Source organism: Serinicoccus chungangensis, assembly GCF_006337125.1.
Taxonomy (GTDB): Bacteria; Actinomycetota; Actinomycetes; order Actinomycetales; family Dermatophilaceae; genus Ornithinicoccus; species Ornithinicoccus chungangensis.
The window spans coordinates 859,158-874,127 of the sequence record NZ_CP040887.1 but is presented as its reverse complement, the minus strand read 5'-3'; the positions used below and the strand labels follow the sequence as shown (position 1 = coordinate 874,127).

General features: G+C 73.6%; 16 protein-coding genes. 7 read left to right on the top strand and 9 right to left on the bottom strand.

The window, feature by feature from the left end; translation table 11 throughout:
- Positions 1-4: 4 nt before the first annotated feature.
- Both FHD63_RS03995 and FHD63_RS03990 read left to right on the top strand, forming a co-directional pair.
- On the top strand, positions 5-1,624 hold the full coding sequence (locus FHD63_RS03995) for an acyl-CoA carboxylase subunit beta (RefSeq protein ID WP_139720320.1): 1,620 nt from the start codon (positions 5-7) through the stop codon (positions 1,622-1,624).
- A complete protein-coding gene (locus FHD63_RS03990; protein WP_174964896.1) occupies positions 1,621-1,866 on the top strand; it encodes an acyl-CoA carboxylase subunit epsilon in 246 nt (81 codons plus the stop codon). Before FHD63_RS03995 ends, FHD63_RS03990 begins: the two co-directional genes overlap by 4 nt.
- On the opposite strand, the gene FHD63_RS03985 is transcribed toward FHD63_RS03990, so the two are convergent.
- From FHD63_RS03985 to FHD63_RS03970, 4 genes are all read right to left on the bottom strand, one after another.
- Positions 1,863-2,528, bottom strand: coding sequence for an MOSC domain-containing protein (locus tag FHD63_RS03985; protein WP_139720318.1), 666 nt, complete (start codon positions 2,526-2,528; stop codon positions 1,863-1,865). The two genes, FHD63_RS03990 and FHD63_RS03985, sit on opposite strands and share 4 nt — an antisense overlap.
- Positions 2,525-3,994, bottom strand: coding sequence for a sodium/glutamate symporter (locus FHD63_RS03980; protein WP_139720316.1), 1,470 nt, complete (start codon positions 3,992-3,994; stop codon positions 2,525-2,527). Before FHD63_RS03980 ends, FHD63_RS03985 begins: the two co-directional genes overlap by 4 nt.
- 77 nt (positions 3,995-4,071) lie before the next feature.
- Positions 4,072-4,881 (bottom strand): methyltransferase domain-containing protein, encoded by an 810-nt coding sequence (locus tag FHD63_RS03975; RefSeq protein WP_139720314.1) that lies wholly within the window; start codon positions 4,879-4,881, stop codon positions 4,072-4,074.
- Positions 4,871-5,908, bottom strand: a complete 1,038-nt coding sequence (locus FHD63_RS03970) for a hypothetical protein (RefSeq protein ID WP_139720312.1) — start codon at positions 5,906-5,908, stop codon at positions 4,871-4,873. Before FHD63_RS03970 ends, FHD63_RS03975 begins: the two co-directional genes overlap by 11 nt.
- Before the next feature lie 53 nt (positions 5,909-5,961).
- Here FHD63_RS03970 and FHD63_RS03965 point away from each other — a divergent pair, with 53 nt between their 5' ends.
- The 3 genes from FHD63_RS03965 (at position 5,962) to FHD63_RS03955 (ending at position 9,182) form a co-directional block, all read left to right on the top strand.
- Positions 5,962-7,647, top strand: coding sequence for a DUF885 domain-containing protein (locus FHD63_RS03965; RefSeq protein WP_139720310.1), 1,686 nt, complete (start codon positions 5,962-5,964; stop codon positions 7,645-7,647).
- Positions 7,648-7,667: 20 nt separating this feature from the next.
- On the top strand, positions 7,668-8,237 hold the full coding sequence (locus FHD63_RS03960; RefSeq protein ID WP_139720308.1) for a GNAT family N-acetyltransferase: 570 nt from the start codon (positions 7,668-7,670) through the stop codon (positions 8,235-8,237).
- A 300-nt stretch (positions 8,238-8,537) separates the two neighbouring features.
- Complete coding sequence (locus FHD63_RS03955; protein WP_139720307.1) at positions 8,538-9,182, top strand: Maf family protein; 645 nt, start codon at positions 8,538-8,540, stop codon at positions 9,180-9,182.
- A gap of 18 nt (positions 9,183-9,200) precedes the next feature.
- Here FHD63_RS03955 and paaE read toward each other — a convergent pair whose 3' ends face one another.
- The 5 genes from paaE to paaA are packed head-to-tail and all read right to left on the bottom strand — an operon-like array spanning position 9,201 to position 12,960.
- A complete protein-coding gene (paaE, locus tag FHD63_RS03950; protein WP_139720305.1) occupies positions 9,201-10,328 on the bottom strand; it encodes a 1,2-phenylacetyl-CoA epoxidase subunit PaaE in 1,128 nt (375 codons plus the stop codon).
- 7 nt (positions 10,329-10,335) lie between these two features.
- Positions 10,336-10,815: a 1,2-phenylacetyl-CoA epoxidase subunit PaaD gene (paaD, locus tag FHD63_RS03945; protein WP_139722965.1), complete on the bottom strand. Its 480-nt coding sequence runs from the start codon at positions 10,813-10,815 to the stop codon at positions 10,336-10,338.
- Between the two features lie 47 nt (positions 10,816-10,862).
- A complete protein-coding gene (paaC, locus tag FHD63_RS03940; RefSeq protein ID WP_139720303.1) occupies positions 10,863-11,633 on the bottom strand; it encodes a 1,2-phenylacetyl-CoA epoxidase subunit PaaC in 771 nt (256 codons plus the stop codon).
- Positions 11,630-11,917: a 1,2-phenylacetyl-CoA epoxidase subunit PaaB gene (gene paaB, locus FHD63_RS03935; protein WP_139720302.1), complete on the bottom strand. Its 288-nt coding sequence runs from the start codon at positions 11,915-11,917 to the stop codon at positions 11,630-11,632. Before paaB ends, paaC begins: the two co-directional genes overlap by 4 nt.
- Positions 11,914-12,960, bottom strand: a complete 1,047-nt coding sequence (paaA, locus tag FHD63_RS03930; RefSeq protein ID WP_139720300.1) for a 1,2-phenylacetyl-CoA epoxidase subunit PaaA — start codon at positions 12,958-12,960, stop codon at positions 11,914-11,916. The genes paaB and paaA overlap by 4 nt, the downstream gene beginning before the upstream one ends.
- Positions 12,961-13,056: 96 nt before the next feature.
- Between paaA and FHD63_RS03925 the strand changes: the two genes are divergently transcribed.
- Complete coding sequence (locus FHD63_RS03925) at positions 13,057-13,623, top strand: GNAT family N-acetyltransferase (RefSeq protein WP_139720299.1); 567 nt, start codon at positions 13,057-13,059, stop codon at positions 13,621-13,623.
- A gap of 7 nt (positions 13,624-13,630) precedes the next feature.
- On the top strand, positions 13,631-14,812 hold the full coding sequence (locus FHD63_RS03920; protein ID WP_139720297.1) for a heparan-alpha-glucosaminide N-acetyltransferase domain-containing protein: 1,182 nt from the start codon (positions 13,631-13,633) through the stop codon (positions 14,810-14,812).
- Positions 14,813-14,970 lie beyond the last annotated feature (158 nt).

The window sequence follows — 14,970 nt, the reverse complement described above, 5'->3', positions numbered from 1 at the left end:
GGGGATGACCGACCAGCTCAGCGCCGACAGCCAGGACGCCGAGGGACCGGACCTGCGCACGACCGCCGGGCGGCTCGAGGACTACCGCGCACGGGTGGACCACGCCGTCCACGCCGGGTCCGAGAAGGCCGTCGAGAAGCAGCACGCCAAGGGCAAGCTCACCGCCCGGGAGCGCATCGACGCGCTGCTGGACGAGGGCAGCTTCACCGAGCTCGACGCGCTGGCGCGGCACCGCTCGACGGCCTTCGGGCAGGAGCGCAACCGTCCCTACGGCGACGGCGTGGTCACCGGCTACGGCACTGTCGACGGTCGGCCCGTCGCCGTGTTCGCCCAGGACTTCACCGTCTTCGGCGGCTCCCTCGGGGAGGTCTACGGCGAGAAGATCGTCAAGGTCATGGACCTCGCGATGAAGATCGGGTGCCCGGTCGTCGGCATCAACGACTCCGGCGGCGCGCGGATCCAGGAGGGTGTGGTCGCCCTGGGCCTCTACGCCGAGATCTTCAAGCGCAACGTGCACGCCTCCGGGGTCATCCCGCAGATCTCCCTCGTCATGGGGCCGTGCGCGGGCGGGGCCGTCTACTCCCCCGCCATCACCGACTTCGTCGTCATGGTGGACCAGACCTCGCACATGTTCATCACCGGCCCGGACGTCATCAAGACCGTCACCGGTGAGGACGTCACCTTCGAGGAGCTGGGCGGGGCGCGCACCCACAACTCCACCAGCGGGGTCGCCCACTACATGGCGAGCGACGAGGACGACGCCTTCGGCTACGTCAAGGAGCTGCTCGGCTACCTGCCGCAGAACAACCTCGAGGACCCCCCGGTCTACGAGGAGGAGCCCGACGAGGAGGTCGGCGAGGTCGACGCCGAGCTGGACGTGCTCATCCCGGACTCCCCCGGCGTCCCCTACGACATCACCGAGGCCGTCCGCGCGGTGCTGGACGACGGCGACTTCCTCCAGGTGCAGGAGCTGTTCGCGCCCAACATCGTGGTGGGCTTCGGCCGGCTCGAGGGCCGCTCGGTCGGGGTGGTCGCCAACCAGCCGATGCAGCTGGCCGGCACCCTCGACATCGACGCCAGCGAGAAGGCCGCCCGCTTCGTGCGGACGTGCGACGCCTTCAACATCCCCATCCTCACCTTCGTCGACGTGCCCGGGTTCCTGCCGGGCACCGACCAGGAGTTCGGCGGCATCATCCGCCGCGGCGCCAAGCTGCTCTACGCCTACGCCGAGGCGACGGTCCCCCTGGTGACGGTCATCACCCGCAAGGCCTACGGCGGGGCCTACGACGTCATGGGCTCCAAGCACCTCGGTGCCGACATCAACCTGGCCTGGCCCACCGCCCAGATCGCCGTCATGGGCGCGCAGGGCGCCGCCAACATCCTCTACCGTCGCGAGCTCGCCCAGGTGCAGTCCGAGGGCGGCGACGTGGAGGCCGAGCGCGCCCGGCGGATCCGGGAGTACGAGGACACCCTGGCCAACCCCTACGTCGCGGCCGAGCGCGGCTACGTGGACGCGGTCATCGAGCCCTCGCACACCCGCATCGAGGTGGCCCGCGCCCTGCGCCACCTGCGCACCAAGCGGTCCAACCGGGCACCGCGCAAGCACGGGAACATCCCGCTGTGAGCGACACCCCGGCGGTGCAGGAGCCGCAGGCGCCCGCGCTGGTGCGCGTGGTGCGCGGCGCCCCCACCCCCGCCCAGCTCGCCGCGCTCACCGTGGTCCTCACCGCCGCGGGCGGTGCGCAGGACGAGCCGGAGGACCGCTGCCCCGCCGCCCGCACCCTGTGGACGGCACGCGCCCGGTTCGCCCGGCCCCGCCCGCCGGTCGGGCCGGACGGGTGGCGCGCCTCCGCCCTGCCCCGCTAGCGGGACGCCCCGGCCCGCACCCGCCGGGCCAGCGCGTCGTGGTACCTCCCGGGCAGCACGTCCGCCGCGACCACCTCGCGCGCCGCGCCGAGGTCCCCCATCGCCGCCGCGAAGGCGGTGCGCACGCTCACCCCGTGACCGGGCGGGGCACCCAGCCCGACGGGGTCCCCCGGCGAGATCCGTCCGGGGACGAGCACGCGCAGGTAGGCCCCGCAGGCGCCGCGCTCGGTGAACCGGCGGCCCCACCGCTGCTCCCCCAGGTGCCGGGCGAAGGTGGCGCACGGCTGCCTCGGGAGGGAGACCTGGAGCGTGGCCGAGCCCACGTGCAGGTGTCGTCCGAGCTCGAGGCCGTCCAGGTCGATCCCGGACGTGGTGAGGTTCTCGCCGAAGATGCCGTCGCGCAGCACCCGGCCCAGCTCGCCCTCCCACCAGTCGAGCTCCTCGCGCGCCACGGCGTACACGGCCTTGTCGGCGCCCCCGTGGTGGCGGGCGTCCCCGACGTGGTCCCCCACCGCCCCGGACCCGTCGCCGTGCCGGGGACCCGGCGCGACCACGTCGATCCCGTCCACCGGGTGCTTGTCGATGCCGGTCGTGCGGGGTGTGCCGGGGTCGGGCCGCGGGCGGGCGAGGTTGGTGGAGCGGACGCGCGCCCTCCCCGTCATGTGGTGACGGCGTCCACGCCGTCGGCGCCCTGCTCCTGCAGCTCGCGGCGCTCGGCGTCGGCGCGGGGCCGGAAGTAGAACCACCCGGCACCGAGGGCCACGAGGAAGAGCGCCAGCATCACCGAGAAGAGCGGCCAGATGCCGGTGAGGGCGATGACGGGCACGGCCAGCGCGGTGACGAGCCCGCCGCCGAAGAACGGCTCGAAGACCAGCTGCTTGTAGCCGAACGCCTCGAAGGCCGGGCTCTCGGCGTCCGGGTCGGTGATCCGCATGAGGATGAGCCCGGTCGCGGTGACGCCCATGGACTGGCCGAAGTCCCCGATGCCGCGCTCGAACCAGTAGCGGCCGATGATGCGCGGGGCGAACCACAGGAACAGGCCGACGTTGACCGCGATACCGGCCACGGCCAGCAGCAGGAAGGAGCCGATGTTGGACCCGATCGCCTCCAGGGAGAGGGTGCCGATCGCGGCCACGATGAGGAAGTCGAGGGCCCAGCCCTGGATGCGCAGCATGATCTGGTGGTCGATGAGGTGGTCGACACCGAGCGCCGCCGCCACGGCCTGGAGCAGCACGCCACCGAGCAGGGCCAGCGGGAAGAGCGGGACGAAGGCGAAGATCTCCAGCGGGGTGTCGCCGTTGATGAGCACGCTGGAGTAGGTGCGGGCCTCGACCCAGCGCAGCGCCTCGAGGAAGACCCACCCGATGAGGATCGCCACCGCCACCAGCGCCATGTGCAGCGAGAGCGGCTCCACCGAGGAGGGGCGGCTGGTCATCGTGCCGGCGGGGTAGTACTCGTCCTTGCGGAACAGGCCCTTCTGCTCCTCGACCGACGCCTGGACGTCGCCCTTGAGGATCTCGGTGCGCCCCGTCCGGACGCCCCAGTTGATGAGGGCGATGCCGATGACGACGCCGGCGACGATGCCGACGGTGGCCAGCCCGACCGCGAGGTCGGCGCCCTCGCCGTAGCCGAGGTCCTCCAGCACCGGCCGCATCCCCGCGGCGGTGCCGTGACCACCCTCGAAGCCCATCTCGATGAGGGCGCCGACCATCGGCTCGGCGGCCAGCAGCGGCACGAGGACGAGGGCGGCGAGCAGCAGCCCGACGACGTACTGGCCGGAGCCCATGGCGACACCGAGGGCCAGCTGCGGGCCGACCAGCTTGCCGGCGCGCCGGGGGGTGGGCAGGTCCTGGCCGAGGAACATCGTGGCGAAGACGACGCTGATGAGCAGGCCCGGCAGGGCGCTCCACACGTCCAGCATGGGCTGGGTGAACAGACCGTTCTCGCCGACCGGACCGCCCACCCGGCCCAGCACCTGCGGACCGAGCAGCAGGATGAGGAAGCCGCCGATGATCGAGCTGGGCAGGAAGAGCTTCTGCACCCAGCCGACCTTCACCCTCACCACCTTGCCGAGGAGCAGGAAGAGCCCCAGGACGATGAGCGCGAATCCGATCTGGTCTGCGGTCATGACCGCCCCCCCCTCAGTCTGGTGGTGCGGTCACCCTGGCACAGGTCCGTCCGCCGTGGCCAGCGCCGGGCCGAGGGTCAGCCAGGAGAGTCCTCCCGGGTGGCGACCGCGAAGACCCGGCGGAAGGGGAGCACCACCCCGGCGTCGGTCCGGGGGTATGCCGCCCGCAGCGCCGCGCGGAGCTCGTCCGCGAAGTCCGCCCGCAGGTCCGGCGGCAGGGCCTGCAGGGTGGGCCGGGCCCCGGTGGCGTTCACCCAGGTGAACACCGGGTCGGGGTCGTCCCCCGCGGGGTCGAGGACGTGCAGGTAGGTGGTCTCCCAGGCGTCCACCAGGCACCCCGCGGCGGACAGCACCCGGAGGTAGTCGACCGGGTCGTGGGCGGCCGGGGCAGCGACCCCGGCGAGGTGAGCGGCATACCGCGGCTGCGCCGCGATCTCGCGGCGCCGGGTGTGGCTCGGCTCGCCCATGTTCCCCGGCACCGTCATCGCGAGGACCCCTCCGGGGCGCAGGCGGCCGACCAGCTCGGGCAGCAGGGCGAGGTGCCCGGGGACCCACTGCAGGGTGGCGGTCGTCACCAGCAGGTCGACCTCCCCCGGACCCGCGCCGCCGCGGGCCCAGTCGACGAGGTCGCCCACCTCCGCCCGGGCCCTGCCCCCGCCGGCCGTCTCCCGGGCCGCGGCCACCATCTCCGGCGAGGAGTCCAGGCCGAGCACGTCGGCGCCCGGCCACCGGTCGGCGAGCCACCGCAGCCCGTGCCCGGGCCCGCAGCCGAGGTCGACGATGCGCCGCGGCTCGAGCCCGGGCACCCGGGCCAGGAGCTCGGCGAACGGACGGTCCCGCTCGGTGGCGTACCGCCGGTAGTGACCCGGGTCCCAGCTAGCGCTCACGACGCTCCTCCTCGCTGTGGCTGTCGCGGCGCTCCTGCGCCCGCAGTGCCCGGTAGACGGCCCGGACCCCGACCGCCCGCTCGAGCTCGTCGGTGACGACCGAGAAGAACTGGTGCCGGTAGGTGTCGTCGGTGACCGCGCTGACGATGAAGTACAGCCCGGAGAACGAGGCGAGGAACAACGAGACCTTGACCAGCTCGACCGAGACGCTGCCGAGGTAGGGGACGTGGCGCGTCTGCTCCAGACCGGTCCAATTCAGCTGGGTCTGCTGCTGCATGATGATCGACCCGAAGACGAGCAGGAAGACGAAGACGGCCACGATGAGCGCCACCACCTGCACCAGCTGGATGAGCAGCAGCGCGATGATGAGGTTCCACCGCTCGAAGCCGGTGACGCGGGCGTAAGACGCCGGGTCCACCCCGGGGTCGGCGGCGAACCGGGCCTGGGTGGCCTGCATCGGCGTGCCGCGGCAGGCGCGCTCCAGGAAGGCCTCGTCGACGGCGTCGTCGGCCCGGTCGACCTCCTCCGGCAGCCGGATGAGCTGGAACACGACGCCGACGCCGAGCAGCAGCAGGACCACCAGCCAGTGCGTGGCGAAGGGCAGGCTCGCGCTCATCTCCCACGCCTCGGCATTGATGAACAGGAACGCCACGAAGAGCAGGAGCAGCGGCAGCGCGCGCATGGCGGTCCCGACCAGCAGCGGCACGCTCGTCACCGTGCGCCGCAGGGCGAAGGTGAGGATGGGGCGCGCGTGCAGGGCGGTCGAGGCGTACCAGAGCACCGCGAGGATGAGCAGCGTCAGCCACACGGCCGGTGCCGCGCTCACCTGCCGGGAGACCCACCCGAGCGCTCCCCCGAGCGCGGCCGTGACCGCCACCACGAGCAGGGCCACGGGCACGAGGTGGCGGGGCCGCAGCGCGGCCCGGGCGGCCGCCCGCTCGGCCGGGACGAAGTAGGACAGGCCGTGGGCGAGGAACCAGCGCTCGGTCTCACGGCGCGGGTCGGCGGGGCGGGGTCGGCGGGCCACGAGCACAGGGTATGCACGCGGGGACGCCTCCCCGCGCGCGGTAGGTTGCGTGGGTGACGACGCAGAGCCGCGAGCAGACCGACATCGACCGCATCGCCGAGGACCACCTGGACGCCACCGTGGCGCTCAGCCCGCTCGAGGCGACCTACCTGGGCGTGCCCGGACGCGACGCCGAGATCGACGACCTGTCGCTGGACGGGCTCCGGGCGCAGCGCGAGCAGTGCGCGAGCACGCTCGCCGCCCTGGAGGGCGCCCAGCCGGTCGACGAGACCGACCGCGTGACCGTGGCCGCCCTGCGCGAGCGGCTGGGCCTGGAGGTCGAGCTCCTAGACCTCGTGCTGGAGGGCCGGACACCGGTCGAGTTCAACGTGCTCACCGCCGCCCCGCTGGCGGTGCGGGACGTCTTCGACCTCATGCCCAAGGACACCGAGGAGCACTGGGCGACGGTCGCCGCCCGGCTGCGCGCGGTGCCCACCGCGCTCGAGCAGTTCGTCTCCGTGCTGCGCTGGTCCGCGGAGCGGGGTCAGGTGCCCCCGGTCCGCCAGGTGCGGGGCGTCGCGGGGCAGTGCCGCGACCAGGCCGGTGACGAGGCCAGCAGCTTCGACGCCCTCGTCCGCGAGGCGGCGGACCAGCCCGAGGCGGTCCGCTCGGACCTCGACGCGGCGGTCACCGACGCGAAGGCGGCCTTCGGCGAGCTCGCGGCATACCTCACCGACGAGCTGGAGCCGCAGGCGCCGGAGTCGGACGCATGCGGGCCCGAGCTCTACCGGCTGCGGTCGCGCAGCTTCCTCGGCGCCGAGATCGACCTCGAGGAGACCTACCGGTGGGGTCAGGAGGAGCTCGCGCGGATCACCACCATGATGGAGGAGGCCGCCGACGCGGTCCGGCCCGGCGCGGGCGTCGAGGAGGCCGTCGCGATCCTGGACGCCGACCCGCGCTACGCCCTGGAGGGCACCGAGGCGCTGCGCGAGTGGATGCAGGTCAAGGCGGACGAGGCGGTGGCCGAGCTGGGCGGCACGCAGTTCGACGTGCCCGAGCCCGTGCGGCGCATCGAGTGCATGATCGCCCCCAGCCAGACCGGCGGCATCTACTACACCGGCCCCAGCGAGGACTTCAGCCGTCCGGGCCGGATGTGGTGGTCGGTGCCCAAGGGGGTCACCCGGTTCTCCACCTGGCGCGAGCTCACCACCGTCTACCACGAGGGCGTCCCGGGCCACCACCTGCAGATCGCGCAGACCGTCTACCGCTCCGAGCTGCTCAACCGCTGGCGTCGCCTGGCGTCCTGGACCTCCGGGCACGGGGAGGGCTGGGCGCTCTACGCCGAGTGGCTCATGGCCGACCTCGGCCACATGGACGACCCGGGCAACCGGATGGGCCTGCTCGGGGGTCAGTCGCTGCGGGCGGCCCGGGTGGTCCTCGACATCGGGGTGCACTGCGGCTTCGAGGCGCCGGCCGAGGTCGGCGGCGGGGAGTGGACCTACGACAAGGCCTGGCGCTTCCTCACCGCGCACGCCCACGAGAACGAGGAGTCCCTGCGCTTCGAGCTGGACCGCTACCTCGGCTGGCCCGGGCAGGCCCCGAGCTACAAGATCGGCGAGCGGCTGTGGCTGGAGCTGCGCGAGGAGTGCCGGCGCCGGGAGGGCGAGGACTTCGACCTCAAGGCCTTCCACCGACGGGCGCTGGACCTCGGCGGCGTCGGGCTCGACACCCTGCGTGCGTCGGTGCTCGGCGAGCTGTGAACGGTCGGCCGGCGGCCCCGGTGCGGACCACCCGGAGGCTGGTGCTGCGGGGTTTCCTCGAGGCCGACCGCGAGCCGTTCGCCCGCATGAATGCCGACCCCGAGGTGATGCGCCACCTGCAGGGGCCGATGAGCCGCGAGCGCTCGGACGCCTTCGTCCGCCGGATCGGGGTGTGCTGGGCCGAGCGCGGCTACGGGCTGTGGGCGCTGGAACGGCGCGACAGCGGCGAGTTCCTGGGCTACACCGGGCTCTGGCCCGCCGACGTCCTGCCCTCGGGGCCCGCCGTCGAGGTGGGGTGGCGCCTGGCCCGGCCGGCCTGGGGTCACGGGTTCGCCACCGAGGCGGCCACGGAGGCGCTGCGCCTGGCCTTCACCGACGTCGGCCTGGACGAGGTCGTCTCCTTCACCCCGGCCGTCAACACCGCCTCCCTCGGCGTCATGCGCCGGATCGGGCTGCGGCGCGACCCGGGCCGGGACTTCGACCACCCCCGGGTGGACGCGACGGCCTACCCCGAGCTCGTGCGGCACCTCGTCCACGCCCTCGACGCGTCGGCGTGGCGGGCCGACGTCGCCCGCTCCGGCCGGTCGTGACCGCGGCTCCGCCCGGGGGTCGCCGCGAGCCTGCCCGCCTCGCACCACGGGCCTCACGGGCCTCACGCGTGCGAGGAAACGCGCCGATGACGGGGACATACCCCCCGCACCGGTCATCGTCTCCGCACCACGGGACTGCTGAGACGGGTGAGGCGCGTGCGACGACAGGCGGACCGCACGACGGGTATGCCGGAGCCTGAGCCGGGGGGGACACGGGCCCTGGGCGACACGAGCGGCGGGCGCGCGGGCCGGGGCGGTGTCCCCGGGAGACCGGCGGCCGCCGCGGGTAGGCTCCGGTCCGTGATCCCCCTCGTGCTGGCCTCCGCCTCTCCTGCCCGGCTGACGACCCTCACCCGGGCGGGGGTGTCCCCCGAGGTCATCGTGTCCGGGGTGGACGAGGACGCCGCCATCGCCGCGGCGCAGGAGCGGCACGGCGAGCTCGCCGCCGCCGACGTCGCGCTCACCCTGGCCCGGGCGAAGGCCGAGCAGGTCAGCCGCGAGCACGGCGTCGACGCCCTCGTCCTGGGCTGCGACTCGGTGCTGGAGCTGGACGGGCAGGTCTTCGGCAAGCCGCACTCCTCGCAGGTGGCGGTCGAGCGCTGGCAGGCCATGCGGGGCCGGTCGGGCACGCTGCACACGGGGCACTGGCTCGTCGACGACCGGGAGGACGAGGCGGACGCCTCCCCCGCCACCGGCGCCACGCTCGGCGCCACCGCGTCGACCGTCGTGCACTTCGCCGACCTGACCGACGCCGAGATCGCCCACTACGTGGCCACCGGTGAGCCGCTGCACGTCGCCGGGGGGTTCACCGTGGACGGCCTCGGCGGTCCCTACGTGACGGGCATCGAGGGCGACTACCACGCGGTGGTCGGCGTCAGCCTGCCGCTGCTGCGCGAGCTGCTCGGTCAGCTGGGCCTCGCCTGGCACGACCTGCTCGACCGCTGACCCCGCCCCGCGGGCCCCTCAGGCGTCGTAGTCGATGGTGACCTGCTCGGTCACCGGGTGCGACTGGCACATGAGGCGGTAGCCGCGCTCGACCTCGTCCGGCTCGAGGGCGTAGTTGCGCTCCATCCGGACCTCGCCGTCGACGACCTTGGCCCGGCACGTGCCGCACACGCCGCCGGTGCAGGAGAAGGGGGCGTCCGGCCGCTCCCGCAGGGTCGCCGCCAGGATGGTCTCCGCGGTGCTGGCCATCGGCACGGTGGTGGTGCGCCCGTCGAGGGTGACGGTGGCCACCGCCTCCGGAGGGGCGCCGGGGTCGCGAGGGGTCGCGTCCTCGTCGGGGGTGGTGACCGGTGCGCCGTCGCTGTCGACGTGGAAGATCTCGTGGTGCACGTGCTCGGGGTCCACCCCGCGTCCCGCGAGCACCTCCTGGACCGTCTCGACCATGCCGAACGGCCCGCAGAGGTACCACTCGTCCACCTGGTCCTCCGGGACGAACGTCGCCAGGAGCTGCTCGATCTTGTCCCGGTCGATGCGGCCGGTGAGCAGCGCGGCCTCCTGCGGCTCGCGGGAGAGCACGTTGAGCAGGGTGAACCGCTGCGGGAAGCGGTTCTTGAGGTCCATGAGCTCCTCGAGGAACATCACCGAGTCGGTCCGGCGGTTGCCGAAGACGAGGGTCACCCGGGAGTGCGGCTCCTCCTCGAGCGCGGTCGTGAGCAGGGAGAGCACCGGGGTGATCCCCGACCCGGCGGCGATGCCCACGTGGTGCCGGGTGGCGGTCGGCTCGGTCGGGCAGACGAAGGACCCCATGGGGGTCATCACCTGGAGCGTGTCACCGGGCCGGACGTGCTCGTTGAGCCAGGTGGACATGAGACCGCCCGGCACGGTCGCGGCCGCGACGCGGACCTCGCCGGTCTCCCGCGACCGGCCCCGGGAGATGCAGCAGGAGTAGGAGCGACGGACGTCCTGGCCGTCGATCGTCGCCCGGACGGTGAGGTGCTGGCCGGGCTCGAAGGCGAACTCCTCGCGCAGCTCCTCGGGGACGACGAAGCTGAGGGCGATGGCCTCGTCGGTCAGGCGGTCCACCCGGCTCACCGTCAGCTCGTGGAACCTCGCTCGGCGGCGGGTCGGCTGCTGGATCAGGCTCACGGCGCTCCTAGATCGTCTTGAACTCGTCGAAGGGCTCCCGGCAGCTCCGGCACCGGCGCAGCGCCTTGCAGGCGGTGGACCCGAACCGGGCGACCTCCTCGGTGTCGTCGGACCCGCACTGCGGGCAGGTGACGACGCGCAGCTGCAGCCCGACGGGCACCGGGCCGGGAGGGCCGTCGTGCGCGCGGTCGCCGGTCGGCGGCGCGATCCCGAAGCGACGCAGGCTCACCCGCCCCTGCTCGCTCATCCAGTCGGTCGTCCAGGCGGGCGAGAGCCGGGTGACGACCTCGACCGGTATGCCGTGCGCCCGTCCGGCCTCGACGACGGCGTCGGCCATGGCGTGCATCGCGGGGCAGCCGGAGTAGGTGGGGGTGATGGTGACCCGCATCCCGGGCCGCCCGTCGACCTCGGCGGTCTCGACCTGCCGGATGACCCCGAGGTCGTCGATGGTGATGACCGGGATCTCCGGGTCGGGGACCGCGCGCATGGCCTGCTCGGCCCGGGCGACCAGGTCGGGGTCCAGCACGGCGGCCCTCACCAGCTCGCGCCCGGGTGGCTGCGGTGCAGGTGCTGCATCTCGGCCAGCAGGTAGCCCATCACCTCGGAGTGCACCCCGGCACGCCCGCCCCGCGCGTGCCAGCGGGGGGCGTCGGGCATGCTGAGGGTGGCCCGCTCGAGCACCCCGGCGACGTAGGCGTTGACCGCGTCCGTCAGGCCGGAGGGCAGCACGCCGATCCCGCGCTCGGCGGCCCAGCGGGCGGCGTCGTCGTCCTCGCCCAGCTCGGCGACGTAGGGGTGGACGGCGACCAGGGCCGCCTGCATCCGGTCGTGGCTCTCCTCGGTGCCGTCCCCCAGGCGCAGCACCCACTGGGTGGCGTGGTCGCGGTGGTAGTCGACCTCCTTGACCGCCTTGGCCGCGACCCCCGCCAGCGTCTCGTCGCTCGAGGTGAGCAGCGCGGCGTAGAGCTCGCGCTGGTAGGTCGAGAACCACAGCAGCCGCGCCATCTCCTGCGCGAAGTCGCCGCGGGGCTGCTCGACGAGCTGGACGTTGCGGAACTCGCGCTCGTGCCGCAGCATCGCCAGGTCGTCCTCGTCCCGGACCGGGTCCGCCCCCTCGACCTCCCCGGCGCGCGTCAGCAGCGCCCGCGCCTGGCCGACGAGGTCGAGCGCCACGTTGCCGAGGGCCATGTCCTCCTCGATCTGCGGGGCGTGCGTGAGCCACTCGCCGAGGCGCTGGGCGTAGATGAGCGCGTCGTCGCCGAGCCCGAGCAGGTAGGCGACGTGCCGGTCGTCCGCGTCGCTCACAGGTACTCCACGTCCTCCGGCACGTCGTAGAACGTGGGGTGCCGGTAGACCTTGTCGGCCGCCGGGTCGAAGAAGCTGTCCCGCTCGTCCGGGCTGGAGGCGGTGATGTCCTCGGACGCCACGACCCAGATCGAGACACCCTCCTGACGCCGGGTGTAGAGGTCACGCGCGTTGCGCAGCGCCATCTCTCGGTCGGGGGCGTGCAGCGACCCGGCGTGGACGTGCGACAGGCCCCGCTTGGCCCGCACGAACACCTCCCACAGCGGCCAGGTCCCCGCGCTCACGCGACCGCCTCGGGCTGCTGCCGGGCGGCCTGCTTGGCGGCGTAGGCGTCCGCGGCCTCGCGCACCCAGGCGCCCTCCTCGTGGGCCTCGACCCGGGTACGGATGCGCTGCTCGTTGCAGGGGCCGTCACCCTTGAGGACGCGCCAGAACTCGTCCCAGTCGATCTCGCCGAAGTCCCAGTGCCCGCGCTCCTCGTTCCAGGCCAGGTCGGGGTCGGGCAGGGTGATGCCGAGCTTCTCGGCCTGGGGCACGGTCATGTCCACGAACTTCTGCCGCAGGTCGTCGTTGGAGAAGCGCTTGATGCCCCACGCCATGCTCTGCGCGGTGTGCCCGCTGCTGGCGTGCTCGCCGGTGTCCGGCGGGCCGAACATCTGCAGCGCCGGCCACCACCACCGGTCGGCCGCGTCCTGCGCCATGGCCTTCTGCTCCTCGGTCCCCCGGGCGAGCACCCAGAGGATCTCGAAGCCCTGGCGCTGGTGGAAGGACTCCTCCTTGCACACCCGGATCATGGCGCGGGCGTAGGGCCCGTAGGAGCACCGGCACAGCGGCACCTGGTTCATGATCGCCGCGCCGTCCACCAGCCAGCCGATCGCGCCGGCGTCGGCCCAGGTCAGCGTGGGGTAGTTGAAGATCGAGGAGTACTTCTGCCGCCCCGAGTGGAGCTTGTCGAGCAGCTCGGAGCGGTCCACGCCCAGGGTCTCGGCGGCGGAGTAGAGGTACAGCCCGTGGCCGGCCTCGTCCTGCACCTTGGCCATGAGGATCGCCTTGCGGCGCAGCGAGGGGGCGCGGGTGATCCAGTTGGCCTCCGGCTGCATGCCGATGATCTCGGAGTGCGCGTGCTGGGCCATCTGGCGGATGAGGGTCGTGCGGTAGGCGTCCGGCATCGCGTCGCGCGGCTCGACCCGCTGGTCGTCCTCGATGAGCCCGTCGAAGTACTCCGCGAGCGCGTCGGTGTAGTCGGGCGTCTCCGCGGCGTTGAAAGGGTGCGGCGTCGTGGCGCGAGGGTCCGTGGCGCCGGGCTGGCCGAAGTCGTTGCCGTACATCCTCCCAGTGTGCCAGAGATGAGCCCTGTTGTATAACGCGACGCACGTCAAGTGACGGTGCATCTGTAATACCTGGGCCGGTGCGAGACTGGGCGCGTGAGCCATCAGCACGAGCAGCCCCCCGCCGCCGACGCCAGCGTGCGCACCGCACGGCCCAACGACGCCCCGGCCGTGGGCCTGGTCCAGGCCTTCGTCTGGCAGCACGAGCTCGCCGACGTGCTCGACCAGGATGTCCTGGACGCCCTCACCGGGCCACGCTTCGCGGCCGCCTGGCGGGACTCCCTCGAGCACCCGCCCTCGCCACGGCACCGCCTCCTCGTGGCCTGCGCAGGGCCTCAGGTGACGGGGTACGTCGCGGTCGGCCCGGCGGACGACGAGCCCGGCCTGCCGGAGGGGACCTGCGCCCTGCTCCTGGACGGCGGTGTCCACCCCGAGGCCCGCTCCGCCGGGCACGGCTCGCGCCTGCTCAACGCGGCCATCGACACCCTGCGCGCCGCCGACGACCAGCTCGAGGGCGTCGCGACCTGGGTGCTCGCCGAGGCCGGCACCACCCGGGCCTTCCTGCAGGGGGCCGGCTTCGAGCCGGACGGCGCGTGGCGCGACCGGGTCGTCGGTGACGACGGGCGCACCGTCCGCGAGGTGCGCCTCGTCACGTGGACGTGAGCGCCCGATGACGACCTCGCGGCGGCTGGTGGGGATCGACCTCGCGCGCACCCTCGCGCTGCTCGGCATGTTCGCCGCGCACCTGGCCGTCCAGGAGGGTGACGGCCCCGGTGGCGTCAGCTCGCTGTTCCAGCTCGTGGCCGGCCGCTCCTCGGCCCTCTTCGCGGTGCTGGCCGGCGTGAGCATCGCCCTGGCCGCACCGCTGGCGGCGGTCCGCGCCGACCCGCCCCTGCACCGGCGCCGGCTGCTCGTGCGCTCGGCGCTCATCGCCTCGATCGGTCTGGTCATCGGCCTGCCGAGCTCGGGCATCGCCGTCATCCTCACGTACTACGGCGTGCTCTTCTGCTGCGCCCTGCCGGTCCTGCAGTGGCGGGCCCGGTCCCTGGCCTGGCTGGCGCTCGGGTGGGGGCTGCTCAGCCCGGTGGTCAGCCTGCTGGTGCGCCAGGTGCTCCCGGACCCCACCCTCGCGGTCCCCTCCGTGGCCTCGCTGCTCATCTACCCGCTCCAGATGGTGGCCGAGCTGCTCGTCACCGGGTACTACCCGGTGCTGACGTGGGCCACGTACCTGTTCGCCGGACTGGCGGTCGGCAGGTGGCTGCAGTCGCGCGGCGCCGACCGCACGGTCGTCGGCTCGCTCCTCCTCGGGGGCGCCGCGGCGGCAGCCCTGGCGCTGGGGGTGTCCGCCCTGCTCCTGCGGTCGGAGCAGGTGCGGACCGCCCTGCTCGACAGCGTCGGCCTCGACGCCGCGTCCTGGCCCGTGCTCGACGCGGACCGCCGCACGGGGTTCTACGGCACCTACCCCGAGGAGAGCGCGTGGTGGCTGGGGGTCTGGGCCCCGCACAGCGGCAGCGTCGTCGACCTCGTCCACACCACCGGCACCGCGCTGCTCGTCCTCGGTGGCTGCCTGGCGCTCGTGCACCTCACCCGGTCCCTGCCCTGGTCGGTCCTCGGCGGCGCCGGTCGGACGACGCTCACCCTCTACGTCGCCCACGTGCTCATCCTGTCGACCCCGCTGGGCGACACCGGTCCGCTGGCCCGCGACACCACGAGCGGGCTCGTGCTGCACAGTGCGCTGGCCCTCACGGCCGGGGCGCTCATCGTGGCCACGGGCCGTCGAGGCCCGCTGGAGGCGTTCCTCCACCAGAGCACCCACGGCACCCCCGCGAGATCGTCCTCCCCCCGCTCCTGAGCGGCCCCCGAGCCTGACCCCGACCCGCGCACGGCGCGGGGGGCCGGGCGGGGTCGCCGCGCCCTCCCTCCGGCGGCACGCCGTTCACCTGTCGTTCACTTCTGCGACGTCTTGGGGTACTCTAGGTGAACAGAAGATGAACGGCATACCGTTCGACC